A 25,447-nucleotide genomic window follows, 5' to 3' on the forward strand; every position below is an offset into this window, starting at 1 on the left:
GGCGGTCGCTGCGCTCGGCCCTCAGCGAGCGGAGGTCGGCACAGCCCGCTCGCAGAGGCCCGGACGCAGTCCGCGGCCGACGCGTAAGTCCTACGCTCGCGCCTCAGCCGCCGCCCTCGCCGCCGCCGGCAGCGCCTCGACGATGCGCGCGATCGCCGCATCGTCGTGCGCGGCCGTGACGAACCAGGCCTCGAACACCGACGGCGGCAGCGAGACGCCGCCGTCCTGCATCGCGTGGAAGAACGCGGGGTAGCGCCAGGCCTCCTGGGCGCGCACCTCGTCGTAGTTCCGCACCCCACCGGCCACGTTCTCGCCGAAGACGAAGCTGAACAGGTTGCCGGCTCGCTGCACGGCGTGGGCGACTCCGGCATCGGTCAGCGCCTCGGACACGGCGTTCGAGATCGTCAGCGCCGCAGAATCGAGGTGGGCGTAGACGGCGGCATCCGCGAGCCGCAGCGTGGTGAGACCGGCGGCGACGGCGACGGGGTTCCCCGAGAGCGTGCCGGCCTGGTACACGGGGCCGAGCGGCGCGAGGTGGTCCATGACGTCGGCGCGGCCGCCGAGCGCTGCCACCGGGAGGCCACCCCCGACGACCTTGCCGAAGGTGAAGAGGTCGGGGGCGTAGGGCGGATGTCCGGCGACGCCGGCGTTCTCAAGGCCCCAGTAGCCGGCGCGTCCGACGCGGAAGCCCGTGAGCACCTCGTCGAGGATCACGAGGGCGCCGTGGGCGTGGGCGATGTCGACGAGCGCGGCGTTGAAGCCGGCATCCGGAGCGACGACGCCCATGTTGGCTGCGGCGGCCTCGGTGATGACGGCGGCGATGCTGTCGCCATGCTCGGCGAAGACCGCGCGCACGGCGTCGAGGTCGTTGTAGGGCAGTACGAGGGTCTGCCCGGCCGTGGCGGCCGTCACGCCGGCCGATCCGGGGAGGGCGAGCGTCGCGACGCCGGATCCGGCCTCGGCGAGCAACCCGTCGGAGTGGCCGTGGTACAGCCCGGCGAACTTCACCAGCAGGTCGCGACCCGTGAAGCCGCGGGCGAGGCGGATGGCCGTCATCGTGGCCTCGGTGCCCGTAGAGAGCAGACGCACCTTGTCGACGGGAGCGACACGCTCCTCGATGAGCTCGGCGAGCTCCGTCTCGGCCGGAGTCGCGGCGCCGAAGCCGAGGCCGCGCGCTGCAGCCTCCTGAACGGCCGCGACGACCTGCGGTTGGGCGTGCCCGAGGATGGCCGGGCCCCAGCTCGCCACCATGTCGACGTACTCGCGGCCGTCGGCATCCGTCACGTAGGCGCCTCGAGCCGAGGTCAGGAACAGCGGGGATCCGCCCACCGAACGGAAGGCGCGCACCGGGGAGTTCACTCCGCCCGGGATGGCGGCCTGGGCACGCGCGAAGAGGTCGTCGTTGCGGGTCATGCCACCACTCCGTCGTTGAGCCAGCCGGCGAGTTCGGTCGCCCAGTACGTGAGCACGGTGTCTGCGCCGGCGCGACGGATGCCGACGACGCTCTCGTGCACGGCTCGCTGCCGGTCGATCCAGCCGTTCGCTGCTGCGGCCTCGATCATCGCGTACTCGCCGGAGACCTGGTAGGCCCAGACGGGAACGTCGGATGCCGCAGCCACGTCGGAGAGCACGTCGAGGTAGCTGCCGGCCGGCTTCACCATGACGATGTCGGCGCCCTCCTCGATGTCGATCATCGCCTCGCGCAGGCCCTCGCGGCGGTTGCCGGGGTCGAGCTGGTAGCTGCGGCGGTCACCCTGCAGGGTCGAGGCGACGGCCTCGCGGAACGGTCCGTAGTAGGCGGAGGCGTACTTGGCCGAGTAGGCGAGCACGGCGGTGTCGATGAACCCGGAGGTGTCGAGGGCCTCGCGCACGGCGGCGACCTGGCCGTCCATCATTCCCGAGAGGCCGAGCAGGGCCGAGCCCGATGCCGCCTGCACGAGAGCCATCTCGCGGTAGCGCTCGAGCGTGGCGTCGTTGTCGACGCGACCGATGGCATCCAGCACGCCACAGTGCCCGTGGTCGGTGAACTCGTCGAGGCAGAGGTCGGTCTGCACCACGAGGGCGTCGCCCACCTCGTCGGCCACGACGCGGGTGGCGAGGTTCAGGATGCCGTCCGGATCCGTGGCGCCGGAGCCGACGGCGTCGCGCACCTCGGGCACCCCGAACAGCATGACCCCGCCGATGCCAGCTGCCGCGGCCTCGTTCACCGCGCCGCGCACACTGTCGAGGGTGTGCTGCACGACGCCGGGCATGGAGCTGATGGCGACGGGTTCGTCGACTCCCTCGCGCACGAAGATGGGGAGGACGAGGTCGGACGGATGCAGACGCGTCTCTGAGACGGCGCGACGCAGCGCGGGGGTCGCCCGCAGTCGGCGCGGGCGCACGCGCGGGATGAAGGATTCGCTCACCGGTCAAGCCTACGTCCGTCGCGCTGGGCGTTCCCCTTCGACCTGCACGTTCCCGCTCGCCGAGGCAGCGACGCAGTCGCCGCCGAGGTGGCGGGAACCCGGCGGCACCCTCGGATTCGGGGGCGACTGCGTCGCTCCCTCCGCCAGCGGGCAGGTGTCTGAGGGCAGCTCGCTCAGACCAGCGAGTCCGCCTGGCGCACCAGGGCGTCGATGAGCGACTCCGCGGTGCGGTCATCCGCGACGGCGTCGACATCGAGGCCGTAGGCGCGCGCGTCGCGGGCGGTCTGCGGGCCGATGCAGACGACGAGGGTGCCCTGCGGAAGCGGGCCGAGCTGCAGCTGCACCTGTTCGGCGACGGATCCGCTCGTGATGAGAACGGCGTTGATGCGGCCGGAGGCGACGTCGGCGGTGACCTGCTCCGAGACGGGAACGCCGATCGTGCGATAGGCCACGACGGAGCGCACGTCGTGGCCGATGCGGCGGAGCCCCTCGCTGAGCAGGGGCTTGGCGATCTCGGAGCGGAGTGTCAACACCTTGAGCGGGAAGGCTCCGGCCGTGGCCTGGGTCCACTCCTCGAGCAGTCCGCGGGCCGAGTTGTCCTCGTGCGGCACGATGTCGACTCTGTATCCGGCAGCGGTGAGGGCGGCGGCGGTCGTCTCGCCCACGGCGGCGACGTGGGTCTCGGCGGGGATGACGGCCCGGTGCGAGGACAGCACGTCGACCGTCGTCGCGCTCGTGACGGTCAGCCAGTCGAAGGCACCGGCGGCGAGGTCGGCCAGTGCCGACGCCAACGTCTCAGCGTCGTCGGTGGGGGCGAAGTTGATGAGCGGGGCGATGACGGGTGCGGCGCCCTTGGCCCGCAGGTTGGCGGCGACGCTGTCTCCCCATGGGCCACCACGAGGAACGAGGACGCGCCAGCCGTCGAGCGGGCGCGGAGCCTTGGCCTGTCGATCGATCACTTAGGTGCCCTTCGTGCCCTGGAGCGGAGCGAGTTCGGCGGCACCGTTGCCGAGAAGTTCTGCGACGACTCTACCCGCCACATCAGTGGCTGACTCCGCCAGATGTGCTGCAGCATGGCTGTCGGGGGTCGCTGCGTGCGAACTTGTGATCTTCGCGCTGCCCTCGGGGCTGTACACCGTGGCCGTGAGGAACAGCATGTCGCTGTCGACGATGGCGGATGCAGCGATCGGGGCGGAGCATCCCGCTTCGAGTCCGGCGAGCACCAGACGCTCGGCGTCGACGGAGGCGCGCGTGGTCACGTGCTCGACGGAGCGCAGGCCTGCCTCGAGGTGGCGCTCGAGTCGTCCCTCGCGCACTTCGACGGCGAGCGCGCCCTGGCCAGGAGCCGTCGGCCAGTCGTTGATGTCGAGCAGATCGGTCACGGCGTCGAGCCTGCCGAGGCGTCCGAGACCCGCCGCAGCGAGGATCACGGCGTCGAGGTCGCCATCGGCGACCCGTCCGAGGCGGGTGTCGACGTTCCCGCGGATGTCGACCACCTCCAGATCGGGGCGAGCGGCGCGCAGCTGTGCCACGCGGCGAGGCGATCCCGTGCCCACGCGGGCCCCGGCGGGAAGGGTGGCGAGAGTGAGGCCGTCGCGCGCGCAGAGGGCGTCACGTGCATCGGCCCGCTTGGGGACGGCACCGATCCGCAGGCCGGGGTGGGGCGCCGTGGGCAGGTCCTTGAGCGAGTGCACGATGAGGTCGCACTCGTCGGCGAGCAGCGCCTCACGCAGTGCCGAGGCGAAGACGCCGGTTCCGCCGAGGGAGGCGAGCGAGTCCGTGGAGGTGTCGCCGTGCGTCGTGATCGTCACGATCTCGACCTCGGAGCCCGATGCCGCGGCGATCTTCGCCGCGACGGCCTTGGTCTGCGCCAGCGCGAGAGCACTTCCGCGGGTTCCGACCCGGATCACCGATGCCGAGGCACTCATGGTGCGATCCCGCCGAGTGCCGGCCTGAAGCCGAGCCGCACGTTCTCGCAGCACCCCGGGCGGCAGACGTCGTACCAGGGGCCGAGCTCGGTGAGGGCGGGACGCTCAGCCGTCGGAACGCCCTCGACGCGCTCCATCACGAGGTCGACGAGACCGGAGACGAAGGCCGGGTGGGTTCCGGGCGTCGGCACGCGCACGGCCCGCAGGCCGTGCTCCTCGGCCGACTCCAGCGCCTCGTTGTCGAGGTCCCAGAGCACCTCCATGTGGTCGCTCATGAAGCCGAGCGGCACGATCACGATGGCCTTTACGCCGCGTGCGGCCAGCAGGGCGATGGCGTCGTTGATGTCGGGTTCGAGCCACGGCTGCGTGGGCGGACCGCTGCGCGACTGGTAGACGAGCTGCCAGGTGATGGGAGACGTCACCGCCTCCCGCATGACGACCTCGGCCACGGCCTCGTGCTGCGCCGCGTAGGCTCCCCCGCCGCCGAAACCGCGGTCGGCCTCGGGGTCTGTACCCGTGACCGAGGAGGCGTCGAGCACTGCAGGGCCGGAGCGGAGCGCATCCGTCGTCGGAATCGAATGCGTGGCGAACAGCACCTCGATCTCGGATTCCGCGACTCCGGATGCCGTCAGCTCGACGACGGCGTCACGGACGCCTTCGATGAACGGCGTGACGAAGCCGGGGTGGTCGAAGAACTGGCGCACCTTGTCGATCTGGATGCTGTCTCCGAGGCCGGTGTCCTCGAGTGCGTCGGCGTAGTCCTCGCGGTACTGCCGGCAGCTGGAGTACGAGCTGTAGGCGCTCGTGGCGATGGCGATGAGCTTGCTGGCCCCGGCCTCGGCAGCCTCGCTGAGAGCGTCGTTCATGTAGGGCTCCCAGTTGCGGTTGCCCCAGAACACGGGAAGGTCGAGTCCACGGCTGGCGATCTCGGCCTCGAGAGCGGCCTTCAGCTGTCGGTTCTGCTCGTTGATCGGGCTGACGCCGTCGTAGTGGCGGTAGTGGTGCGCCACCTCCTCCAGCCTCTCGTCGGGGATGCCGCGACCGCTCGTGACGTTGCGCAGGAACGGGATGACCTCGTCCTGACCCTCGGGACCGCCGAAGCCGCTGAGCAGGATGCCGTCGTAGGCGACGGGCGTCTCGACGTGCTCGGCGCCGGACTGGGCGGCCGGCGTGGCGCCGGGAACGCGGGCGCCTATCGCGCAGGGTGCACTGGCAGCGGGGGCCGGCTTGTGCGGCGCGGTGCCGCCGATGTTGCGGGCGGCCATTACTGCAGCACCTCGACCAGCTCTGCCGTGCTGATGCGTCGGCCCGTGTAGAACGGGACCTCCTCGCGCACATGGCGTCGGGCATCCGTCGCCCTGAGATCGCGCATCATGTCGACCAGGTCGGTGAGCTCATCGGCCTCCATGGGCAGAAGCCACTCGTAGTCGCCGAGGGCGAACGACGAGACCGTGTTCGCGATGACGCCGCGGAAGCCGGCGCCCTTGCGTCCGTGCTCGGCGAGCATGCGGCCGCGCTCTGCATCGGGCAGCAGGTACCAGTCGAAACTGCGCACGAACGGGTACACCGTCATCCAGCTCTTCGGCTCGACGCCGCGGAGGAACCCGGGAACGTGCGACTTGTTGAACTCGGCGTCGCGGTGGACGCCCATCGCGTTCCAGGTGGGCAGGAGCGACTTGATCAGCCGCACCCGGCGGAGTTCGCGGTGGGCCCACTGCAGCGTATCGGCGTCGTCGGCGTGGGTCCAGATCATCAGGTCGGCATCAGCCCGAAGCCCGGAGACGTCGTAGAAGCCGCGGACGGTCACGCCCTCGGTCTCGAGCAGGCGCACCACGTCGTCGAGTTCGGCGACGACGCGCGGAACGTCATGCCCGTCGAAGTCGTCGGGGTTGGCCGGATCACGGCGGAACACAGCGAAGAGCGTGAAACCCGAAGGAGATGCCTCGGGGGTGCTCGACACCTCCGACGAGTTCGTTTCGGGCACGGCGTCGGCTGCCTCACCGGCAGCGAGGGAAGTCATGGGTCCAGTCTCTCTCGCTTTGCGATTCTTTCCAAAGCGGAGCGGATGCCGCCCGATTCCCGGGCGGCGGAGCGACCCCGATCAGTCACGGGTCACGAGCGTGACGATCCCCCAGACGGCTCCCCCGATGACGACGGCGACGCCGACGGCGACACCCGCGAGCGCCACGGGGTTCTCGGTGCGCAGACGACGCAGTTCTCGACCCCAGCGGTCGGTGCGCTCCCGCATCTTGCGGGGAACGTTGAGGCGGTCCTCGATGGCGTTCAGCGTGGAGGCCAGCTCTGTGCGGGCCCGCTTCACCTCGAGCCTCAGTTCGGGGCGCGACAGCTCGCTGAGCGGACGCGGCTCGAGAAGGCTCCTGGTGCTCAGATCAGTGGTTGTCATACGGTCCGACCCCCTTCACTACATCGACGTCGGTCTGGATGTGCTCCTTGATCGTCGCTTCGGGCGCCTTCGTCGCGCGCTTGTAGCTCGCGATCCCGATGAGCACGAGGACCACGATGATGACGAGCAGGATGCCCGCGACGATCAGCGCGGCCAACCAGGCGGGAACGATCAGGGCGAACGCGAAGATCGCGGCCTCGATGAGCACGGCGAACAACCAGAACAGGAAGAACAGGGCCACCAGGAAGAGCCCGGCGGCGACACCGACGCTCTTGCCCCTGGCCGTCACTTCCGCCTTGAACGAGGCGATCTCGGCCTGGATCAGATCGCGGATCAGAGTGGGGAGTTCGCTGAGGAGCTCGACCAACGACTGCTTCTTGAGTTTGGGTTCAGGCACTGCGCACCACCTCTATTCGGATTCGGACGAGCTGGGCTTCTTCCGGGCCTGGCCCGACGGAGCCTTCGCTGCTGCGGGCTTGCGCGGAGCCGGCTTCGTGGCGGCCGGCTGGTCGACGGGCTCTGCCACCGTGTACGACTCGGTGTGGTGAACGGATGCCGCAGGCGCCGTGGCGGCCGAACTCGCTGCCGGACGTGCCGGGGTGGAGTACGACCGGGTGGGAGCGGGCTTCGCCTTCGAGTTCGTCGCCGCAGAGATCAGCTTCTTGACGCCGTCGAGCACCGAGTCGGAGACATCTCCGACACGGGCGAGGGCGAAGTCCTTGGCGGTGTCGACTCCGCTCTGCACGGCCGGCGTGTTCCACACGCTCTCCGCTGCCGACTTGATCTGCTCGTAGCGCTGGCGGCCGGCACGTGCTCCCAGCACGTAGCCGACGGCGATTCCCGTCACGAAGAGGAGTTTGCCCCGCATGCCGTACCTCAATCCCGGATCGTTGGCGATTGGTCCAGCGTATAGCCCGCCTCGGGCGGTGACGAGGGGATTGACAACATTGCACCCCGGTCGCAGTGCGATCGGATGACGCTCATATTCCGGGTTCGGTATGCAGCGCGGTGCGGCGTAGGTGTCGCGCGGACTCCCGGGCATCCGGGATCACGGAGGCCAGTCCGGTGCCGGCCACCCACGATCCGACGACGGCGATGGTCTCGTCGGCGTCGAGGGTGTCGCGCACCTGCTGCACGCGCGCGCGCTGGCCGATCGCGGCGTGGGAGACGGCATCCGTCCACACCACCCGAGCCGATTCGACGAGGTGGGCGCGGGTGAGTGCGACTCCGAGGATGGCGGAGGCGTCGTCGAGGGCGAGGTCTTCCAACTCCTCGGTGCTCAGGTGCGTCGTCGGCAGCGGCTGCCCGACGCGACCGTAGGAGAGGCGCACCACGTTGCGTCCGTCCGCCGCGGCGTGGGCGCGCTCGGCCAGCCACGCCCACTTGGCCGAGGCGTGGGTGAGGGCCTTCGCCGTCACGCCGGGGGTATCCGAGGCGACGAGCACGCCGGTTCCCCGGGGTGCGTCGTCGAGGTCCGGGGCGTCGAGCACCAGGGTGACGATCTCGACGGATGCCGCGGCCGGCCAACCGAGGTCGGCCAGGTGCGCCCAGTCCTCGCGAGCGGCGGCGAGGAGGGGCACAGCCACGCCGGCCGGCGCAGCGACCACGACCCGGCGGGCGCGCAGGTCGAGGCTCACGGAGGGTGCTTCGGTGCCGGTCGACGCCGGGTCTGCCGCAGACGCTGCGGCCGCTGCGGTCGGCGCTGCGGACGCCGTCACGGCCCAGCCCGGCTCGTTATTCACCTCGGTGGGCGCGAGTCCGTCGACGCTCACGCCCGTTCGGATCTCCCCGCCGAAGTGGCGGATGTCGGCGACCAGCGCCTCGACGAGACGCGACATCCCGCCACGAATGCCCTGAACAGCCGACCCCGCGGTCGCCGACGAGCGCAGCTCGGCGACGGCGCCCGACAGCGAGCCCATGCGGGTCATGGCGGCGTTCAGACCGGGAGCCACCAGCGCGACGTCGAGGTCGTCGGCGTCCACGGAGTAGACGCCTGTCGACAGCGGCGACACGAGGCGATCGAGCACCTTGCTTCCCATGCGCTTGCGCACCAGCGGGCCCAGGCGCTGGGCGGGCCCGATCATCAGGATCGGCATGACGCGGTCGAGGTAGGCGCGCCACGCCCCTGCGGTTCCGATGACCGCGCGCACGTCGTCGGCGAGCGGCGACGCGGGAATGCCGAGCAGCGAGGTCTTCGGCGAGCGCACGGTCATGGCGCCGCCGCCCGTGAGCGCAGGCAGGTGCAGCCACGAGCCTGCGGGGTTCGGACCGACGATCTGGTCGTCGATGCCGAGCTCGGCGAGCAGGGCCGCCACGGAACCCGTGCGGGTGGCGAAGCTCTCGGCGCCGACGTCGACGGTGAGACCGGCCACGTCCTGGGCGCGCACGCAGCCGCCGACGGCGTCCGCGGCCTCGAGCACCAGGGTGCGCAGGCCCACGTGCACGGCCTCGCGCGCGGCGACCAGGCCGGCGACGCCGCCACCGATGACGAGCACGTCGTACGGAGCGGCATCCGGGGCGGCATCCGTCCCGGCGGGATCCGTCACGGAGCGGGGAGTGGCGTCGCGGCCGGCGTCGGTCATGATCCCAGCGAGTGCACGAGTTCGACCACGCGGGTGAGCACGTCGGGGTCGGTGTCGGGCGAGACGCCGTGGCCGAGGTTCACGACGTGGGCCGGAGCGCTCTGACCGCGCGACACGACGTCGCGCACGTGGGCCTCGAGCACGGGCCAAGGTGCGTAGAGCAGGGCGGGGTCGATGTTGCCCTGCAGCGGGACGGCGCCTCCGAGCCGGCGGTTGGCCTCGTCGAGCGGCACCCTGTAGTCCACGCCGACGACGTCGGCCCCGACGTCCCGCATGGCGGCGAGCAGCTCGCCGGTCCCGACGCCGAAGTGCACGATCGGCACGGTGCGACGCTCGACCGACGGGTCGGCGCCCTCATCGTGCGGTCGAACCGAGTAGCTCATCCCGTGCACGTGCTTCAGGGCGCGGGCGGATGCCGGAGCCACGTGCTTCTCGTAGTCGGCCAGCGACAGCGCGCCGGCCCACGAGTCGAACAGCTGGGCCGCGCTGGCACCGGCCAGCACCTGCGCCCGCAGGAATCGGCCCGTGACGTCGGCGGTCCACTCCATGAGAGCACTCCAGGACGCGGGGTCGGCGTGCATGAGGGTGCGGGCGGCGAGGTGGTCCTTCGACGGACCGCCCTCGACGAGGTAGGCCGCGAGGGTGAACGGGGCGCCGGCGAAGCCGATCAACGGAATGGAGCTGTTGCCGTCGCCGAGGGTGGAGAGGCCCGCGACGGTGAGCTTAACGGCCTCGGTGATGGGGGCGATCACGTCGTCGAGGCTTGCGGGATCGATCGACGTGAGGGCCGCGACCTGCGCCGACGTGCGCACGGCCTCGCCCATGACGGGCCCACGACCCGGCACGATCTCGACGTCGACGCCCACGAGCTTCAGGGGAACGACGATGTCGCTGAAGAAGATGCCGGCGTCGACCTTGTGGCGACGCACGGGCTGCAGGGTGATCTCGCTCGCGAGAGCCGGGTCGAGGCAGGCGTCGAGCATCTTAGTGCCTACGCGCAGCTCGCGGTACTCGGGAAGCGAACGACCGGCCTGGCGCATGAACCAGACCGGAGGAATGTCCTGTCGCACGCCCTGATAGGCACGCACCAGTCGCGACTCGGTCGTGCGGCCACTGGACAGGGGGTGCTGCGACGGAAGACTCACGTGCTCCATTGTCTCCCATGGCACCTGAGTACGAAGCTGGAGCAATGCGCACAGCCATGGTGACGACCCCGGTGCTCGAGATCGCCTACGAAGAGGCCGGAAACCCGGACGGTCCGCCCGTCGTCCTGTTGCACGGGTTCCCCTATGACGTCCGTGCCTACGACGGTGTCGCGGCGCGCCTGGCCGAGGCCGGGGCGCGCGTGGTCGTCCCGTGGCTGCGCGGCTTCGGGCGCACCCGTTTCCGCTCGGAGGAGACCCTGCGCTCAGGGCAGCAGGGAGCCCTGGCTGCCGACCTGCTCGACCTGCTCGACGCCCTGGGCATCGAGCGGACCGTCGTTGCCGGTTACGACTGGGGTGGTCGAGCGGCGTGCATCGTCGCCGCTCTGCACCCCGAGCGAGTCGCCGGGCTGGTCACAGTCGGCGGCTACAACGTGCAGGACCTGGCGAAGGGGGCGGAAGCGGGGCCGCACGAGTTCGAGCCGAGCTACTGGTACAAGTTCTTCCTGCATTCCGAATGGGGGCGAAGCGGACTCGAGCGCAACCGGGAGGCGTTCTGCCTGCGGTTGTGGGAGCTGTGGTCACCCACATGGACCGAGGCATCCGCCGCGTTCTCCGCCAGTGCGTCGAGCTTGGCGAACCCCGATTTCGTCGACGTGGTCGTGCACTCCTATCGCCATCGCTCCGGGCTGGTTGCGGGCGACCCGCGCTACGACGACATCGAGGGGCGCATTGCGCGGATGCCGCAGATCAGCGTGCCGACGGTGTCGCTCGACAGCGGCGCCGACGGTGTGGCCGGCGACGACGACTCCCGCATCGACCTGCCGCACTTCACCGGCTCGTTCGACCGCATCCTGCTGCCCGGAATCGGGCACAACGTGCCACAGGAGGCGCCGGACGCTTTCGCGGATGCCGTGCTCAGGCTGCGCTGAGGAGGGGCGCAGCCGCACCCCGAACGGGGCCGCGCCGTGGGCGCGACCCCGTCGTGCGCACCGCCCCTACGCGGGTTGCAGTGGAGACGGCAACGACGCCCGATCCGTGCGTGGGCAGCGGATGCGCGTCGAATCGTCGGTGGGCATCCCGGCGAGCCGGGCTGCTTGGGGTCATCCTAAGCACGCGAAGCACGCGCACGCATGTCCCCATCCGCGTGACGTGACGATCCGTTCCGCTGCCGAGCGGGGTCAGGGGCAGCCCCGCAGGAAGCACGCTCTCGAGCGATTACACTCGAACCCGTGCTCATCTGTCTCTCCGCGAGTCACAAGAACTCGAGCTTCGACCTGCTCGAGCGATTGAGCGTCGATGCCGAACAACTCGGACGCCGCATCGTCGGCTCACATGACTCCCTCGGCGGTGCCGTCGTCGTCGCGACGTGCAACCGCTTCGAGGCGTACCTCGACCTCGACGAGCCCGAGGGAACCTCCCCCCTCGCGGCTGTCTCCGCGACCCTCGAGGCCGTCGCTGCAGAGAGCGGCGTGAGCAGCGAGACCCTCCGCGAATCACTCGCGCTCACCCACGGGAACAGCGTCGCCGAGCACCTGTTCGCCGTCTCGGCCGGACTCGAGTCCGTCGTCGTCGGCGAGGGCGAGATCGCCGGCCAGGTTCGCCGCTCCCTCGAGCGTGCGCGCACCGTCGGCACCACGACCCCCGAGCTCGAGCGCCTCTTCCAGCGCGCTTCGCAGACGTCGCGCGGCATCAAGAACCGCACGGGCATCGGATCCGCCGGCCGCTCGCTCGTGCGCCTCGCCCTCGACCTCGCCGAGAGCCGCATCCCCGACTGGTCGACCCAGAAGGTGCTGCTCATCGGCACCGGCCGCTATGCCGGCGCCTCGCTCGCCAACCTCCGCGAGCGTGGGGTCACCGACGTGCAGGTGTACTCGCCGTCGGGCCGCGGCCGCAAGTTCGCAGCCAACCACGACCTGCCGGCCATCTCGGTGGCCGACTACCCCGCGGCTGCGGCATCCGCCGACGTGATCGTGGCCTGCTCCGCCGTCGAGGCGTTCGTGCTCACGGCCGATGACGTGCGCACGGGCCGCGACGCCGTGCAGATGCTCGGCCGCGCCGTCGACTCCCCCGCCCGCCAGCTCGTGATCGACCTGGGCCTTCCGCGCAACATCGACCCGGCCGTCGGCGAGATCGACGGCATCTCGCTGCTCGACCTCGAGACCATCCGCCTGCACGCCCCGCTCGACGAACTGACGGCGACCGACGAGGCCCGCGCCATCGTCGGCAAGGCGGCCCGTAAGTTCGGAAAGGTGAGCGAGGAGATCAACCTCGCTCCCGCCGTCGTGGCGCTGCGCACGCACGTGCTCGGCATCGTCGAGGACGAGATCGCCCGTGCCCGCGCGCGCGGCGATGACTCCGCGGCCACGGAGCAGGCGCTGCGCCACCTCGCGGGCGTGCTGCTGCACACCCCGATGGTGCGCTCGCGCGAGTACGTGGCGCGGGGCGAGCAGCGCACTTGGATCGACGGGGTCGAGGCGATCTTCGGTGTCGTTCCCGAGGTCGCGACTGCCGCATCCGTCACCGCGGTCGACGACTCGGCTGACGACGAGGATTCCGGATTCGGCCTCTCGGCCTCCTGATGGCGTCGCCGGCCCCAGCGCTGAAGCTGCCCTTCGACGTCGCCGCCTACGACGGCGCCCCCATCGTCACCGAGCGGCTCGTGCTGCGTCCCCTCGGCGACTCCGATGTCGCCGACGTCTGGGAGTACCAGCGCCTCGACGAGGTGCTGCGCTTCATCCCGTGGCCCCGCCGCACCGCGGAGGAGGGCGCTGAGCACACCCGCAAGCGCGCAGGCATGCGCACGATCTCGGCCGATGGCGACGCCGTCTTCTTCGCCTGCGTGCTCCCCAGCGAGCCGTCGCTGTTCGGTGACGGTGATGGCCGCGTCATCGGCGACGTCATGCTGCGGCTCTCGGATGCCGGAAACGCCGACGTCGAGATCGGCTGGGTGTTCCACCCCGACTATGCCGGGCGCGGCTTCGCCACCGAGGCGTCGGCGGCCGTCCTCGCGCTGGCCTTCACGGCGCTCGACGCGCACCGCGTCCACGCCCAGCTCGACCCCCGCAACACCGCGTCGGCCGCCCTGTGCGAGCGACTCGGGATGCGGCACGAGGGCACCACGCGCGAGACCTTCTACGACAAGGGCGAGTGGTCGGACTCGGCGTTCTACGGGATCCTGCGCTCGGAGTTCGACGCGCGCTGAGGCGCCACTCGTCCGCTCGCGCTGCGCCGTTCTCGCGTGATCGCGCGACCGGCGCTGCAGTTTCGGCTGTTCTGCTCGCCGGATTCCAGCCGGAAGTGCACCGCCGGTCGCGCCAGGCGAGGCGCGCGGGCGAGCTACGCGCCCTTGAGCCGCTCGGCCAGGAAGGCGTGGAGGCCGGCGAGCGGCACGCGCTCCTGCTGCATGGTGTCGCGGTCGCGCACGGTGACTGCCTGGTCCTCGAGCGAGTCGAAGTCGACCGTGACGCAGAACGGCGTGCCGATCTCGTCCTGACGGCGGTAGCGGCGACCGATGGCACCGGCATCGTCGAAGTCGACGTTCCAGCTCTGTCGCAGTTCGGCCGCGAGCGAGCGGGCCATCGGCGAGAGCGCCTCGTTGCGGGACAGCGGCAGGATGGCGGCCTTGACGGGCGCCAGGCGCGGGTCGAGCTTCAGGACCGTGCGCTTGTCGACGCCGCCCTTCGCGTTCGGCACCTCCTCCTCGTGGTACGCGTCGACGAGGAACGCCATCAGCGAGCGCGTGAGGCCGGCGGCAGGCTCGATCACATAGGGGATCCAGCGCTCGTTCTTGGTCTGGTCGAAGAACGAGAGGTCCTTGCCGGACGCCTCGGAGTGGGTGCGCAGGTCGAAGTCGGTGCGGTTCGCGATGCCCTCGAGCTCGCCGAACTCGCTGCCGGTGAAGCCGAAGCGGTACTCGATGTCGACGGTGCGCTTCGAGTAGTGGCTGAGCTTCTCCTTGGGGTGCTCGTAGAAGCGCAGGTTCTCGGGAGAGATGCCGAGCCCGGTGTACCAGCTCATGCGCTGCTCCATCCAGTACTCCTGCCACTGCTCATCGGTGCCGGGCTCCACGAAGAACTCCATCTCCATCTGCTCGAACTCGCGGGTACGGAAGATAAAGTTTCCGGGGGTGATCTCGTTGCGGAAGCTCTTGCCGATCTGGCCGATGCCGAACGGCGGCTTCTGGCGTGATGCCTGCAGCACGTTGGCGAAGTTCACGAAGATGCCCTGCGCGGTCTCGGGGCGCAGGTAGTGCAGGCCGGACTCGTCGTCGACGGGGCCCAGGTACGTCTTCAACAGGCCCGAGAAGGCGCGCGGCTCGGTCCACGTGTGACGGTTGCCGCAGTTGGGGCAGGCGATGTCGTCGAGGCCGTTCTCGGGAGCGCGGCCCTTCTTCTCCTCGTACTCCTCCTCGAGGTGATCGGCCCGGAAGCGCTTGTGGCAGTGCTGGCACTCGACGAGCGGGTCGCTGAAGACCTCGACGTGTCCGGATGCCTCCCAGACCTGCTTCGGCAGGATGACGCTGGAGTCCAGGCCCACGACGTCGTCGCGGCTCTGCACCATGTAGCGCCACCACTGCTTCTTGATGTTCTCCTTGAGCTCGGTGCCGAGGGGCCCGTAGTCCCACGCGGATCGCGACCCTCCGTAGATCTCGCCGGCCTGGAAGACGAACCCGCGATGGCGGGCGAGGGCGATGACGGCGTCGAGACGGCTGGGTGCGGCCATGGTGGCTCCAATGGGGCGATGGGGGCGAGCGGGAACCGCGCGATCTCGAGGCGAAGCTCGTAGGCGCGGTCCCTCCAGTTTAGGGAGTGATCCTGAACCACGGGTGCGTGCCCGTGGCGGCGCGATGGCGATGTGGCCGCGTCTCCCGCAGGTCACCGGCACGCGAGCGGCGAGGTGAGCCGCCGACTCGGAACGCCTCGTCCTACGCTCGAACCATGACCGCTCGCATCTCGAATGTCACCTTCCACGCCGCTGACCCCGGAGCTCTCGCCCGGTTCTGGAGCGGCGCCATGGGCTACCCGGAACGCGTCGGATGGCCGGCCGAAGAGGTCGCCGAGCTGAAGGAGGCCGGGTTGTCCGATGACGACATCGCCGCGCGAGCCGAGGCGTGGGACGGCGATCCGACTCACCAGCGCTTCTACTTCACCCGCTACGACCACCAGCGGCGGCAGCGGAACCGCATGCACATCGACATCACCCCGTTCGACGACAGGCGAGCCACCCGCGAGGAGCTGGAGGTCGAACGCGATCGGCTCGTCGCTCTGGGCGCATCCGTCGAGAAGACCCTGACCGGATCGTGGGGACCGTACGAGGAGTTCGCGATCATGATGCGCGACCCCGAGGGGAACGAGTTCTGCCTGCAGTGACGCGAACCGGGGTTCGGCCGGCGTCACCTCCCCGCGCTTCGCGCGCCTTGTAAGCCCGCGAACGACGCCCATACAGTGAGAGGGCGCGACCGCCCCGGTCGCACTGACCGCTCGCGAAGGTGGGTCGCGTGGACTGGCTGCTCGACGTCGACATCGTGGGCGGTGCCGCGTTCTGGGCGCCGTGCCTGCTGTCGGCGGCGGCGCTGCTCGTCCTGCTGGTACGACGCCCGACCCGACGGTGGGTCATCGCGGCGGCATCCGCTCTGCTGATCGGAGTGCTTCTCGGGCTCATCGGTCTCTGGCTCGCCGTCGACGTGCTCGGCGCCTTCGGCGGCCCGGTCGACACCGCCACCTGGGTGTGGGTTCCCGTGTGCACCGGCGGCATCGCGCTGGCTCTCGTCACCATCGCCAGGCCCCCGCTCTGGCGCCGCGTCGTCGCCGTCGTCGCCATCCCGCTCTTCATCCTGACGGCGGGCCTCATCATCAACGCCGCCTACGGCATCACGACCACCGTCGGCGCCGTGCTGTTCGTGAACACCACCCCGGGCATCGCCGTGATCCCGCCGACGGATGCCGCAGCCGACGATCCGGCAGAACCCGTCGTCGACACCTGGACCCCACCGGCCGACCTCCCCCAGCACGGCCGCTACGGTGTGATCGACCCGCCGATCCCGAACGATGCGTCGGGCTTCGACGCCCGCGGAGCCCAGGTCTACTACCCGCCGGCCGCCCTCGTCGCTGACGCGCCCCGCCTGCCCGTCGTGATCATGATGATGGGCCAGCCGGGGAGCCCGGATGCCGCCATCATCGCCTCGGTGCTCGACGGCTTCGCTGCGCAGCACGACGGGCTCGCCCCGATCGCCGTCGTCATCGACCAGCTCGGCACCCCGTTCGCCGACCCGTTGTGCCTCGATTCGAACCGGGGCCAGGCCGAGAGCTACATCATGGATGACGTCGTTCCGTGGGTGCGCGACACCCTGCGCGTGCTGCGCGAGCGCACGGACTGGGTCGTGGCCGGCTACTCCAACGGCGGCCAGTGCGCGACCTACCTGGGCTCGAAGTACCCCGAGACCTTCGGCAGCATCCTCGCGGTCTCGCCCGAGGAGTTCGCCGGCGAAAGCGACAGGGCCGGCGTGCTCGATGAGGTGTTCGGCGGCGATCAGGCCGCCTACGACGCCGTCAAGGCCACGACGATCATGGGCGAGGGCGACTACCCCGACACGAGAGCCATCTTCACGGTCGGGGCGGAGGACCCCGGCTACGTCGATGACACGAAGCGGCTCGCGCGAGCGGCATCCGGAGCCGGCATGGACGCGACCTTCATCAGCATTCCGAATGCCGATCACGGGCGCAGCGGCATCGTCGGCGGGTTGACCGCCGGATTCGATCTGCTGGCCACCAGACTCGGCTTGGCCGCCGCGAGAGGATGACCACCCATGACTGAGACCAGACCCGCGGATGCCGCAGCCGGCGCCCCGCCGATCGGGCGCCTTCCCGCCGCCGGCCGTCTGGCGCGCCGCTACTTCACCCGCGTCCCCGTCAGCATCGCCTTCGCCGTGCTGCTGATCGCCACCGCGATCATCACCGGCACCATCGCCGGCCACCCGTCGAAGGCGACCCTGGCTGCGTGGGCGGCCGGAGTGACGACGACGATCGAGCAGGCGCACTGGTGGACGCCGGTGACGGCGCTGTTCATCCCGTGGGACCCGTTCCAGCTGGTGGCCGGCGTCATCGCATCGGTGACGCTGCTCGGCATCTCGGAGCGCCTGATGGGCAGCCGGCGCGTCGTGCTCGCCTTCCTCGTGACCGGAACCCTGGGCGTGAGCCTCGGCGTGCTGCTGCAGTGGGCCGGCAGCCTCGCCGGCGAATGGTGGGCGCTCGGAACCTCCATCGACCTCACCCTCGACCCGCTCACGGGCATCACCGGCGCCCTGTTCACGGCGAGCGCCTTCGCCGGGGTGTTCTGGCGTCGCCGCATCCGGGTCGTCGGCTTCGCGTTCATCCTGGTGTTCGTGCTCTACGACGGCGACTCGTCGAACGTCTACAGGCTGAATGCCGCCGTGCTCGGCCTGTTCCTCGGAGCCCTGCTCACGCGCGACGCCACGACGTTGCGCGCCCGACGCAGTTCGAAGGGCGAGGCACGCACCCTCATCGCCACGGTCGTGGCGGTCACGGCCATCGGTCCGATCGTCGGAATCCTGAACCCGAACGGCCTCACGCCCTTCACCCTGCTGTCGATGCTGTTCGACCAACGTGCTCCAGTCACGCAGTCGCAGCTCTCAGCCTGCACGGCGACCGCCGCGACCACGACCGACATCACCGCGGCCTGCAAGGACGCCTTCATCGATGCCGGCGCCAGCGGTCCCGGCCCATTCCTGCTCACGTTCGTGCCTCTCGCGCTGCTCCTCGTCGCGGCCTGGGGGCTCCGCCGTGGCCGCCGCTTCGCGCTCTGGCTGGCCATCACCGTGAACGTCGTACTGGTGCTCATGGCCTACTTCTCGTTCGACATCGTCTCGAGCCTGCAGGATGCCGAGGCCGCCGGGTTCGCGGGCTGGGATCTGGGGGAGCTCATCGTGTGGGCTGCCGCCGCCCTCCTGCTGCCGATCGGCATCCTCGTGGTGCTGTGGCGTTCCCGCCACCTGTTCACGGTGAGGGCGTCGGATGCGGCCTACGTGAAGTTCACGCTCTGGACGCTGCTCGCCCTCGCCGTGCTCGCGACCGTGTACTTCGTGCTCGGACTCGTCGGGCTGGCGAGCTACCAGCCGGCGGCATCCGTTCTCGACCTCGGCATCGACACTGTCAAGCGCTTCCTGCCGACCCAGTTCGTGGCCAGCATCGACCCCGTCGTGGTGCCGCGCAGCGACATCGCCTACGTGCCGTACCAGGTGGTCGGGGTGCTGTTCTGGATCGTGTTCATCGGCGGATGCATCCTGCTCATGCGGGACACCGAGACGCGCAACCGGGCGACCGACCACGCGAAGCTGCGCGCCCTGTTGCACAGCGGTGGCGGCGGCAGCCTCAGCTTCATGGCCACCTGGCCCGGCAACACCTACTGGTTCACCCCGGCGGGCACCGGCGCCGTCGCGTACAGGGTGATCAACGACGTGGCCATCACCCTGGCCGATCCGATCAGCCTGCCCGAGCACGACGAGGAGACCATCGACGGCTTCGTGGCGTTCTGCGACGAGAACGGGTGGACGCCGGTGTTCTACTCGGTGCATCCACGCGTCATGCCGCTCTTCGAGGCTCGCGGGTGGCAGAGCATGCCCGTCGGCGAGGAGACGATCCTCGACCCATCACGCTTCGAGCTGGCGGGGAAGCCGTGGCAGAAGGTACGGCAGGCACTCAACCGCGGGGTGAAGGAGGGTATGACGGCGGTCTGGACGTCGTGGGACGAGCTGCCCTTCCCCTTCAGTGCGCAGATCAACGCCATCTCGGAGGCGTGGGTGTCGGAGAAGAGCCTGCCCGAGATGGGCTTCACCCTCGGCGGTGTCGAGGAGCTGCGCGATCGCGACGTGAAGCTCATGCTCGCCATCGACACCGAGGAGCGCGTGCAGGCCGTGACGAGCTGGATGCCGACCTACCGCGATGGGGTGCCGATCGGCTGGACGCTCGACTTCATGCGCCGCGCCGACGGCAGCATGAACGGAACCATGGAGTTCCTCATCGCCTCGGCCGCGCTGCACATGAAGGAGCAGGGCGCGACGCTGCTGAGCCTTTCGGGCGCGCCGCTGGCGACCAAGCCGCTGGCCCCCGGCGAGACTCCGCCGGCCCCGACGGCGATGACACGGATGCTCGATCTGCTCGCCCGCACCCTGGAACCGGCCTACGGCTTCTCGACGCTGTTCCGGTTCAAGTCGAAGTTCAACCCGCGCTACGAGACCATCTCGATGGTCTACCCCGATCCCCTGGCGCTGCCGGCGATCGGCGTGGCGATCGGTCGGGCCTACGTGCCGAACGTCTCGCCGAAGGAGGCCGTGGCCCTGGTGCGCACGCTGGCGGGGTAGGGGCGCCTCCCGCTCCGCCTCCGCTGATCCCGCTCGCTGAGGTCCGAGCGAAGCGACCGCCCGAAGCGGGGCCGGCGCGCCCGTGCGCTACTCCATGGCCGCCCGCACCCTCGCCACCGCATCCTGCAGCACGGGATCGACGACGGATGCCGCATCCTGCGCCGAACGCAGGCGCCGCTCCACCCGATCGCGATCGACGTCCCTCGCGCCGGACTTCAGCTCGCGCAGCGGCGCCAGCACCGCCCCACGGCGCACCCACACGTCGGGATCGCGCGCCCAGCGATCGAGCACGAGCTCGGCGCGCGCTCGGCCACGCCGGTCGAGGGCCCGCAGCATGGGTCCGACCACGTCGACGGCGAGCAGGTCGACGAGCTCCGGCATCCGGCCCTCCCGCACGAATCCCTCGATGCGAGTGAGGTCGGTGCCGATGAGTTCGGCCGCATGCGACTGCAGCAGCACCACCGCGGCGAGGCGGCGTTCGAAGACCGGGCGCCGCCAGAGTTCCGAGCTGAGCGCTGTGACCTCGTCGTGGCTCAGCCCCGGGTAGCGACGACCGGCGTCGCGCACGGTTCCGCGCACGATGCCGACGGATGCACCGTAGAAGTCGAGGTCGCTGCCGAGGCGTTCGCGCTCGGCATCAGCCCGATAGGGCGAGGCCTCGAGTCGCAGGGCGGCGTCGATCCAGTCGGCGATCTCGGGCACCGAGGCGATCACGGGAGCACTCGCTCGGTCACGGGAGCACTGTCGCGTTCATGGAAGCACTGTCGTGCTCAGTGCACGTACTCCAGCAGGTCGAGCCCGACCTGGCGCATGCCGTCGAGCACCGCGAGACGCGCCTGGAGGTTGGTGTCTGCGAAATACATCGACACGGCGTAGGTGACGGCGGTGCGGGGGCCGCGGAGCACGCCCACCTCGGCGCGCACGCCGCCGTCGGCGCCGGTCTTGTTGACCAGCAGGATTCCGTGATCCGCTCCTCTGTGCGCGAGAGGGTCGAGGCCGAAGGCGCTGGCGACGAGCGAGAGGTCGGCGTTGAGCGAGAGCCAGCCGATGACGCGCTGCGACACCTCCTTCGACACGATCTCGCCACGCGCGAGCGACGCGAACAGCCAGGTGAGCTCGCTCGCCGCACCGATGCTCAACTGGGGAGCGTCGTCGGGTCCGCGGTGGTCGCGCACCAGGTCGAGCAGGGCCGTGCGCTTGAGGCCGAGGGCCTCGGTGCGCGCCCGCACCGATTCGAGGCCGACGGTGCGGATCAGCACGTTGGTGGCCAGGTTGTCGCTGGTGGCTCCCACGAGAGCGGCGAGGTCGGCGATCGGCAGGGCAGGGGCCTGCAGGTGCTGCCAGATGCCGGAGTCGCCCACGAAGTCGGCGGTCTCCCGATCGAGGATGGTGTAGCCGTTGAAGGCGGGGTCAGACAGGCGCGCCGCCACCTCGACGAGCAGCAGCACCTTGCCGATGCTCGCGGTCGGCATCACGACGTGGTCGTCGACCGAGAACAGCACGCGGCCCGACGCCAGATCCGTCGCCCGCGCCGACACCTGGACGCCGCTCACCGCGAGGGAGCCGAGCGCGCTGAAACCGCGCGAGAAGTTGTCGTCTGCGTCGCCGCCGATGTGGCGTCCTGCCCGCTGGGAGGTGTGCCGGGCGCGACGCTCGGACTCCATGGCGGGGATCGTCAACGGGGCTCCTCGGTGGGGGCTCTGGCGTCGAACGGGAGTGCGGGCGCAGTGCACTTTCCGGTGTGACGCGAAAGGGGTTCAGGGCAGCATAACCCGACCGGATGCAGTACGCATCGCAACCTGGGTCGAGCGTAGACATGTTCTATTCACAGTCTCCACAGAGTTATCCACATTCGAATGTGAATCACAGGTGAAGGACGGTGGAACGAGCCGGAAATCCCCGGTTCACAGGCGGGCGGTCCGAGAACAGGCCGGTTCGCCGAGAACAGGCCTGATCAGCCTGTTCTCGGTCGGATGCCGTGATCGGGCCTGTTCTCGGCCACGGGTCACCAGATGGTGACGCGATCCTCCGGGGCCAGCCACAGGGCATCCGTCGGCTGCACGTCGAAGGTCGTGTAGAACTCGTCGATGTTGCGCACGATCTGGTTGCAGCGGAACTCGTTCGGCGAGTGCGGGTCGATCGCGATGAGACGCACGACCTCCTCGTCGCGCGCCTTGAGCTGCCAGGCCTGCGCCCACGACAGGAAGAAGCGCTGCGCTCCGGTGAGACCGTCGATGACCGGCGGCTCCTGACCATCGAGCGAGATCAGGTAGGCCTTCCACGCGATGGCGAGGCCGCCGAGGTCGCCGATGTTCTCGCCGATGGTGAGAGCGCCGCTCACGTGATGCTCGGGCACCTGCAGGGGCGCGAGCGCGTCGTACTGCGCGATGAGCGACGAGGTGCGCTCCTCGAAGGCGGCGCGGTCGGCCTCGGTCCACCAGTCGGTGAGGCGGCCGTCGCCGTCGTACTTCGAGCCCTGGTCGTCGAAGCCGTGACCGATCTCGTGGCCGATCACGGCGCCGATCGCGCCGTAGTTGGCTGCGGCGTCGCGATCGGGGGCGAAGAACGGGAACTGCAGGATGGCGGCCGGGAACACGATCTCGTTGAAGCCGGGGTTGTAGTACGCGTTGATGGTCTGCGGGGTCATGAACCACTCGTCGCGGTCGAGCGGCTTGCCGATCTTGCCGAGCTCGCGGTTGAACTCGAACTCGCTCGTGGCGCGCACGTTGGCGACGAGGTCGCCCGAGCGGATGTCGAGGGCCGAGTAGTCGCGCCACTTCACCGGGAAGCCGATCTTGGGCGTGAACTTCTCGAGCTTGTCGAGGGCCCGCTCGCGGGTCTCGGCGCTCATCCAGTCGAGGCCGGTGATCGACTGGCGGTAGGCCTCGACGAGGTTGGCGACCAGAACGTCCATCGCGGTCTTCGACTCGGCCGGGAAGTGACGCTCGACGTAGATGCGCCCGACGGCCTCGCCCATGGCGCCCTCGACGAGCGAGACGCCGCGCTTCCAGCGGTCGCGCATCGACGGGGTGCCCGTGAGGGTGCGGCCGTAGAAGTCGAAGTTCGCCTCGACGAACGCCGTCGACAGGTACGCCGAGTTCGAGCGGATGATCTGCCAGGCCAGCCAGTCGCGCCACGCGTCGATGTGCGTCTCGTCGAGCAGTTCTCCGAGGCCGGCGAGGAAGGTGGGCTGACGAACGACGAGCTCGTCGAAGGAGCCGGCCGGGGCCCCGAGTGCGTCGAACCAGACGTTCAGGTCGGCGTCGGAAGCAGCGGCGACGGCGGCCGCGGCATCCGCCCACGTGGTGAGGTTGTAGGTCTTCTCGCTGTCGCGCGATGCGACGTTGTCCCAGTGCTGGGCGGCGATGGCCGTCTCGAGCTCGAAGACGCGTGCGGCGCGCGCCTCGGCGTCGTCGAGGCCCGCGAGGCCGAACATGCGGGCGAGGTGGGCCCGGTACTTCTCGCGGATCTCGGCGAACTTCTCGTCGCGGAAGTAGCTCTCGTCGGGCAGGCCGATTCCGCCCTGCTCGACGAACACGAGGTAGCGCTCGGGGTTGCCCGGGTCGTTGTCGACGAAGAGCTGGGCGAAGCCGCTGGTTCCGGCGCGCTCGAGGGAACCGAGGGCGCTCAGCAGGTCGGGGACGGAGTGGACGGATGCCGCGAGTGCCAGCTGCTCGGCGATGGGTGTCGCTCCCAGCTCCTCGATGCGCTCCTCGTCCATGAAGCTGGCGTAGAGGTCGCCCACCTTGCGCTCCTCGACGGAGGCGTCGGCTCCGGCATCCGCCGATTCCACGATGATGTCGCGCACGGCCTTCTCGGCCTCCTCGTGCAGGAGGTAGAACGAGCCGTAGCGGGCCTTGTCCGCCGGGATCTCGGTGCGGTCGATCCACTTGCCGTTGACGTGCCTGAACAGGTCGTCCTGCGGGCGGATTCCTGCGTCGAGTTCGTCGAGGTCGATTCCAGAGCTGAGAGCATCGGTCATGCCGTTCAGCCTATTGGCCGCGCCCGGGCGTACACCCAGCATCCGACTGCTTGAATGACTCCATGCGACTGCTCCTGAACATCATCTGGCTCGTGCTCTCGGGCTTCTGGCTGTTCCTCGGCTACGTCGCCGCCGGGATCATCTGCTGCATCCTGATCATCACGATCCCGTTCGGCATCGCCTCGTTCCGCATCGCGCTCTACGCGCTCTGGCCGTTCGGTCGCACCGTCGTGGCGACGCCCACCTCCGGCGCCCTCTCCTTCATCGGCAACGTGATCTGGTTCGTCGTCGCCGGACTCTGGCTCGCCATCGCCCACGTCGTCTCGGCTGCAGCGCTGGCCATCACGATCATCGGCATCCCCTTCGCCTGGGCCAACCTCAAGATGATCCCGGTCTCGCTGGCGCCGCTCGGCAAGCAGATCATCGACCAGCCGTAGGGCACGCCCCTCTCCCGCACGGGCGCCTGCGCCCGGCGCCGGTAATGTCGTCGGGATGACCGTGGCCTTCAGCATCCGTCCGACCGTCGCCGACGATTGGGAGCAGGTGCGCGCGCTCCGCCTCGAGATGCTCGCCGACACCCCGCTCGCCTACGCCGAGACCCGCGGGCACGCCCTCGACCAGCCCGAGTCGGAGTGGCGCATGCGCGGAGCGCGCGGCCTGACCGACCACGGCACGTCGCTGGTCGCGATCGACGAGAACGGGCGCTGGATCGGTGCGATGGCCGGCTACATTCCGGATCCCGAAGGCGAACGTGCCGACGCTGCCGCCGGCACCGCCACCGGCGGTCGCCCCGCCACGGGTCCCCTTCTGGTCGGCGTCTACGTCGCCCCCGACGTGCGCGGGCGGGAGGCGGGCGTGACCGATGCGCTCCTCGCCGGCATCGAGGCCTGGGCGCGCACCCACGGCGACACCCTCACGCTGCACGTGCACGAGGACAACGCCCGCGCCATCGCCGCGTACGAGAGTCGCGGCTTCGAGCGCACCGACGTGACCGTGCCGTACAACCTCGACCCGGCGAAACTCGAGCTGGAGATGGTCAAGCGGCTGGCGAAGTGACGCGAATCGACCCTCGCGGGCGCGCCGAGGTCGATATGCGTCACCTCGGCGGTGGCGTCCACGTCGAGACGGGCGTCAGCGGGCGGAGCGGGCGCGCTCGGCCTCCCATTCCTCCAACACCTCGGGCAGGCGTCGCTGGATGAAGACGAAGAAGTCGCTCATCTCCTGCACCCGCTTCGAGGCGGCGGATGCCGGGTCGTCGATCGAGACGACGGCCTTGGCCGCGAGCTGCTCGATCAGGTCGTAGAGGGCGTTCTTGCCGATGGACGCCGTGTACCAGGAGTCCTCGGGCAGTTCGTAGAGGTCGCGGCGCGAGCCCGGCTGCGAGACACGGCGGATCATCCGCACGGTCTGCAGGTAGCGCACGGCACCCGAGATGGCGGCAGCGCTGGCGCCGAGACGATCGCCCAGCTCCTGCGCCGTGAGGCCGGGTCCCTCGGCCACCATCAGCGCCATGAGCACGCGGGCGGGCATGCGCGGGAAGCCGGCGGCGGTCATCGCGGCCGCCGACTGCTCGACGAAGTCGTTCACGCCCTTGTCGTCTCGTGCCATGCAGTCATCCTTTC

24 protein-coding genes are annotated in these 25,447 nt (G+C 70.0%); 8 read left to right on the plus strand and 16 right to left on the minus strand.

Annotated features, from left to right (window positions below):
• Positions 1 to 90: 90 nt before the first annotated feature.
• The 11 genes from hemL to hemE all read right to left on the minus strand — a co-directional run bounded on the left by hemL (position 91) and on the right by hemE (position 10,467).
• Positions 91 to 1,413 (minus strand): glutamate-1-semialdehyde 2,1-aminomutase, encoded by a 1,323-nt coding sequence (gene hemL, locus E4M00_RS09020; RefSeq protein WP_135120160.1) that lies wholly within the window; start codon positions 1,411 to 1,413, stop codon positions 91 to 93.
• Positions 1,410 to 2,408, minus strand: coding sequence for a porphobilinogen synthase (gene hemB / locus E4M00_RS09025; protein WP_240036967.1), 999 nt, complete (start codon positions 2,406 to 2,408; stop codon positions 1,410 to 1,412). The genes hemL and hemB overlap by 4 nt, the downstream gene beginning before the upstream one ends.
• 173 nt (positions 2,409 to 2,581) lie before the next feature.
• The gene (locus E4M00_RS09030) at positions 2,582 to 3,367 is read right to left on the minus strand and encodes a uroporphyrinogen-III synthase (protein ID WP_240036969.1); all 786 of its coding nucleotides are present in this window, start codon (positions 3,365 to 3,367) and stop codon (positions 2,582 to 2,584) included.
• Positions 3,368 to 4,336, minus strand: coding sequence for a hydroxymethylbilane synthase (gene hemC / locus E4M00_RS09035; protein ID WP_135120161.1), 969 nt, complete (start codon positions 4,334 to 4,336; stop codon positions 3,368 to 3,370). It abuts the gene before it with no gap.
• Positions 4,333 to 5,601, minus strand: a complete 1,269-nt coding sequence (locus E4M00_RS09040) for a ferrochelatase (RefSeq protein WP_135120162.1) — start codon at positions 5,599 to 5,601, stop codon at positions 4,333 to 4,335. The genes hemC and E4M00_RS09040 overlap by 4 nt, the downstream gene beginning before the upstream one ends.
• Positions 5,601 to 6,356, minus strand: coding sequence for a hydrogen peroxide-dependent heme synthase (gene hemQ / locus E4M00_RS09045; RefSeq protein ID WP_135120163.1), 756 nt, complete (start codon positions 6,354 to 6,356; stop codon positions 5,601 to 5,603). The genes E4M00_RS09040 and hemQ overlap by 1 nt, the downstream gene beginning before the upstream one ends.
• Positions 6,357 to 6,437: 81 nt before the next feature.
• A complete protein-coding gene (locus E4M00_RS09050) occupies positions 6,438 to 6,740 on the minus strand; it encodes a DUF3618 domain-containing protein (RefSeq protein WP_135120164.1) in 303 nt (100 codons plus the stop codon).
• On the minus strand, positions 6,727 to 7,137 hold the full coding sequence (locus E4M00_RS09055; protein ID WP_135120165.1) for a phage holin family protein: 411 nt from the start codon (positions 7,135 to 7,137) through the stop codon (positions 6,727 to 6,729). Before E4M00_RS09055 ends, E4M00_RS09050 begins: the two co-directional genes overlap by 14 nt.
• A gap of 12 nt (positions 7,138 to 7,149) precedes the next feature.
• On the minus strand, positions 7,150 to 7,608 hold the full coding sequence (locus E4M00_RS17960; protein WP_193555567.1) for a YtxH domain-containing protein: 459 nt from the start codon (positions 7,606 to 7,608) through the stop codon (positions 7,150 to 7,152).
• 112 nt (positions 7,609 to 7,720) lie between these two features.
• The gene (locus E4M00_RS09065; RefSeq protein ID WP_135120166.1) at positions 7,721 to 9,322 is read right to left on the minus strand and encodes a protoporphyrinogen/coproporphyrinogen oxidase; all 1,602 of its coding nucleotides are present in this window, start codon (positions 9,320 to 9,322) and stop codon (positions 7,721 to 7,723) included.
• A complete protein-coding gene (gene hemE / locus E4M00_RS09070; protein WP_240036971.1) occupies positions 9,319 to 10,467 on the minus strand; it encodes a uroporphyrinogen decarboxylase in 1,149 nt (382 codons plus the stop codon). Before hemE ends, E4M00_RS09065 begins: the two co-directional genes overlap by 4 nt.
• A 44-nt stretch (positions 10,468 to 10,511) precedes the next feature.
• On the opposite strand from hemE, the gene E4M00_RS09075 reads away from it, so the two are divergent.
• The 3 genes from E4M00_RS09075 to E4M00_RS09085 all read left to right on the plus strand — a co-directional run bounded on the left by E4M00_RS09075 (position 10,512) and on the right by E4M00_RS09085 (position 13,669).
• Complete coding sequence (locus E4M00_RS09075; RefSeq protein WP_135120167.1) at positions 10,512 to 11,396, plus strand: alpha/beta fold hydrolase; 885 nt, start codon at positions 10,512 to 10,514, stop codon at positions 11,394 to 11,396.
• Between the two features lie 300 nt (positions 11,397 to 11,696).
• The gene (locus E4M00_RS09080; protein ID WP_135120168.1) at positions 11,697 to 13,046 is read left to right on the plus strand and encodes a glutamyl-tRNA reductase; all 1,350 of its coding nucleotides are present in this window, start codon (positions 11,697 to 11,699) and stop codon (positions 13,044 to 13,046) included.
• Positions 13,046 to 13,669 carry a GNAT family N-acetyltransferase gene (locus E4M00_RS09085; protein WP_135120169.1) on the plus strand — a complete coding sequence of 208 codons (624 nt, stop codon included), beginning with the start codon at positions 13,046 to 13,048 and terminating at the stop codon, positions 13,667 to 13,669. The genes E4M00_RS09080 and E4M00_RS09085 overlap by 1 nt, the downstream gene beginning before the upstream one ends.
• Positions 13,670 to 13,803: 134 nt before the next feature.
• On the opposite strand, the gene E4M00_RS09090 is transcribed toward E4M00_RS09085, so the two are convergent.
• Positions 13,804 to 15,189, minus strand: coding sequence for a glycine--tRNA ligase (locus E4M00_RS09090; RefSeq protein ID WP_135120170.1), 1,386 nt, complete (start codon positions 15,187 to 15,189; stop codon positions 13,804 to 13,806).
• 215 nt (positions 15,190 to 15,404) lie between these two features.
• Between E4M00_RS09090 and E4M00_RS09095 the strand changes: the two genes are divergently transcribed.
• The 3 genes from E4M00_RS09095 to E4M00_RS09105 all read left to right on the plus strand — a co-directional run bounded on the left by E4M00_RS09095 (position 15,405) and on the right by E4M00_RS09105 (position 19,843).
• Positions 15,405 to 15,836, plus strand: a complete 432-nt coding sequence (locus E4M00_RS09095) for a VOC family protein (protein ID WP_135120171.1) — start codon at positions 15,405 to 15,407, stop codon at positions 15,834 to 15,836.
• Positions 15,837 to 15,964: 128 nt separating this feature from the next.
• Positions 15,965 to 17,266 (plus strand): alpha/beta hydrolase, encoded by a 1,302-nt coding sequence (locus E4M00_RS09100; RefSeq protein WP_135120172.1) that lies wholly within the window; start codon positions 15,965 to 15,967, stop codon positions 17,264 to 17,266.
• Positions 17,267 to 17,272: 6 nt separating this feature from the next.
• The gene (locus E4M00_RS09105; protein ID WP_135120173.1) at positions 17,273 to 19,843 is read left to right on the plus strand and encodes a phosphatidylglycerol lysyltransferase domain-containing protein; all 2,571 of its coding nucleotides are present in this window, start codon (positions 17,273 to 17,275) and stop codon (positions 19,841 to 19,843) included.
• Positions 19,844 to 19,930: 87 nt separating this feature from the next.
• Here the strand turns inward: E4M00_RS09105 and E4M00_RS09110 are convergent, their stop codons facing one another.
• From E4M00_RS09110 to E4M00_RS09120, 3 genes are all read right to left on the minus strand, one after another.
• Positions 19,931 to 20,557, minus strand: a complete 627-nt coding sequence (locus E4M00_RS09110; RefSeq protein ID WP_240036973.1) for a DNA alkylation repair protein — start codon at positions 20,555 to 20,557, stop codon at positions 19,931 to 19,933.
• 56 nt (positions 20,558 to 20,613) lie between these two features.
• On the minus strand, positions 20,614 to 21,522 hold the full coding sequence (locus E4M00_RS09115) for a serine hydrolase (RefSeq protein WP_135120174.1): 909 nt from the start codon (positions 21,520 to 21,522) through the stop codon (positions 20,614 to 20,616).
• A gap of 326 nt (positions 21,523 to 21,848) precedes the next feature.
• The gene (locus tag E4M00_RS09120; protein ID WP_135120175.1) at positions 21,849 to 23,825 is read right to left on the minus strand and encodes a M13 family metallopeptidase; all 1,977 of its coding nucleotides are present in this window, start codon (positions 23,823 to 23,825) and stop codon (positions 21,849 to 21,851) included.
• Between the two features lie 62 nt (positions 23,826 to 23,887).
• On the opposite strand from E4M00_RS09120, the gene E4M00_RS09125 reads away from it, so the two are divergent.
• Positions 23,888 to 24,262 carry a YccF domain-containing protein gene (locus E4M00_RS09125; protein ID WP_056169783.1) on the plus strand — a complete coding sequence of 125 codons (375 nt, stop codon included), beginning with the start codon at positions 23,888 to 23,890 and terminating at the stop codon, positions 24,260 to 24,262.
• 55 nt (positions 24,263 to 24,317) lie between these two features.
• Positions 24,318 to 24,881, plus strand: coding sequence for a GNAT family N-acetyltransferase (locus E4M00_RS09130; protein ID WP_135120176.1), 564 nt, complete (start codon positions 24,318 to 24,320; stop codon positions 24,879 to 24,881).
• 75 nt (positions 24,882 to 24,956) lie between these two features.
• Here the strand turns inward: E4M00_RS09130 and E4M00_RS09135 are convergent, their stop codons facing one another.
• Positions 24,957 to 25,433: a GbsR/MarR family transcriptional regulator gene (locus E4M00_RS09135; RefSeq protein ID WP_135120177.1), complete on the minus strand. Its 477-nt coding sequence runs from the start codon at positions 25,431 to 25,433 to the stop codon at positions 24,957 to 24,959.
• Positions 25,434 to 25,447: the final 14 nt, after the last annotated feature.

The sequence above is a fragment of the Orlajensenia leifsoniae genome (assembly GCF_004570845.1).
Taxonomy (GTDB): Bacteria; Actinomycetota; Actinomycetes; order Actinomycetales; family Microbacteriaceae; genus Orlajensenia; species Orlajensenia leifsoniae.

Excerpts from the sequence above, each read along its gene's own strand:
- hemL (WP_135120160.1), bottom strand. The coding sequence starts at position 1,413 with ATGACCCGCAACGACGACCTCTTCGCGCGTGCCCAGGCCGCCATCCCG.
- E4M00_RS09135 (WP_135120177.1), bottom strand. The coding sequence starts at position 25,433 with ATGGCACGAGACGACAAGGGCGTGAACGACTTCGTCGAGCAGTCGGCG.
- E4M00_RS09050 (WP_135120164.1), bottom strand. The coding sequence starts at position 6,740 with ATGACAACCACTGATCTGAGCACCAGGAGCCTTCTCGAGCCGCGTCCG.
- E4M00_RS09095 (WP_135120171.1), top strand. The coding sequence starts at position 15,405 with ATGACCGCTCGCATCTCGAATGTCACCTTCCACGCCGCTGACCCCGGA.
- E4M00_RS09075 (WP_135120167.1), top strand. The coding sequence starts at position 10,512 with ATGCGCACAGCCATGGTGACGACCCCGGTGCTCGAGATCGCCTACGAA.
- E4M00_RS09040 (WP_135120162.1), bottom strand. The coding sequence starts at position 5,601 with ATGGCCGCCCGCAACATCGGCGGCACCGCGCCGCACAAGCCGGCCCCC.
- E4M00_RS09120 (WP_135120175.1), bottom strand. The coding sequence starts at position 23,825 with ATGACCGATGCTCTCAGCTCTGGAATCGACCTCGACGAACTCGACGCA.
- E4M00_RS09125 (WP_056169783.1), top strand. The coding sequence starts at position 23,888 with ATGCGACTGCTCCTGAACATCATCTGGCTCGTGCTCTCGGGCTTCTGG.
- E4M00_RS09130 (WP_135120176.1), top strand. The coding sequence starts at position 24,318 with ATGACCGTGGCCTTCAGCATCCGTCCGACCGTCGCCGACGATTGGGAG.
- E4M00_RS09105 (WP_135120173.1), top strand. The coding sequence starts at position 17,273 with ATGACTGAGACCAGACCCGCGGATGCCGCAGCCGGCGCCCCGCCGATC.
- hemQ (WP_135120163.1), bottom strand. The coding sequence starts at position 6,356 with ATGACTTCCCTCGCTGCCGGTGAGGCAGCCGACGCCGTGCCCGAAACG.
- hemC (WP_135120161.1), bottom strand. The coding sequence starts at position 4,336 with ATGAGTGCCTCGGCATCGGTGATCCGGGTCGGAACCCGCGGAAGTGCT.
- E4M00_RS09065 (WP_135120166.1), bottom strand. The coding sequence starts at position 9,322 with ATGACCGACGCCGGCCGCGACGCCACTCCCCGCTCCGTGACGGATCCC.
- E4M00_RS09085 (WP_135120169.1), top strand. The coding sequence starts at position 13,046 with ATGGCGTCGCCGGCCCCAGCGCTGAAGCTGCCCTTCGACGTCGCCGCC.
- E4M00_RS09090 (WP_135120170.1), bottom strand. The coding sequence starts at position 15,189 with ATGGCCGCACCCAGCCGTCTCGACGCCGTCATCGCCCTCGCCCGCCAT.
- E4M00_RS17960 (WP_193555567.1), bottom strand. The coding sequence starts at position 7,608 with ATGCGGGGCAAACTCCTCTTCGTGACGGGAATCGCCGTCGGCTACGTG.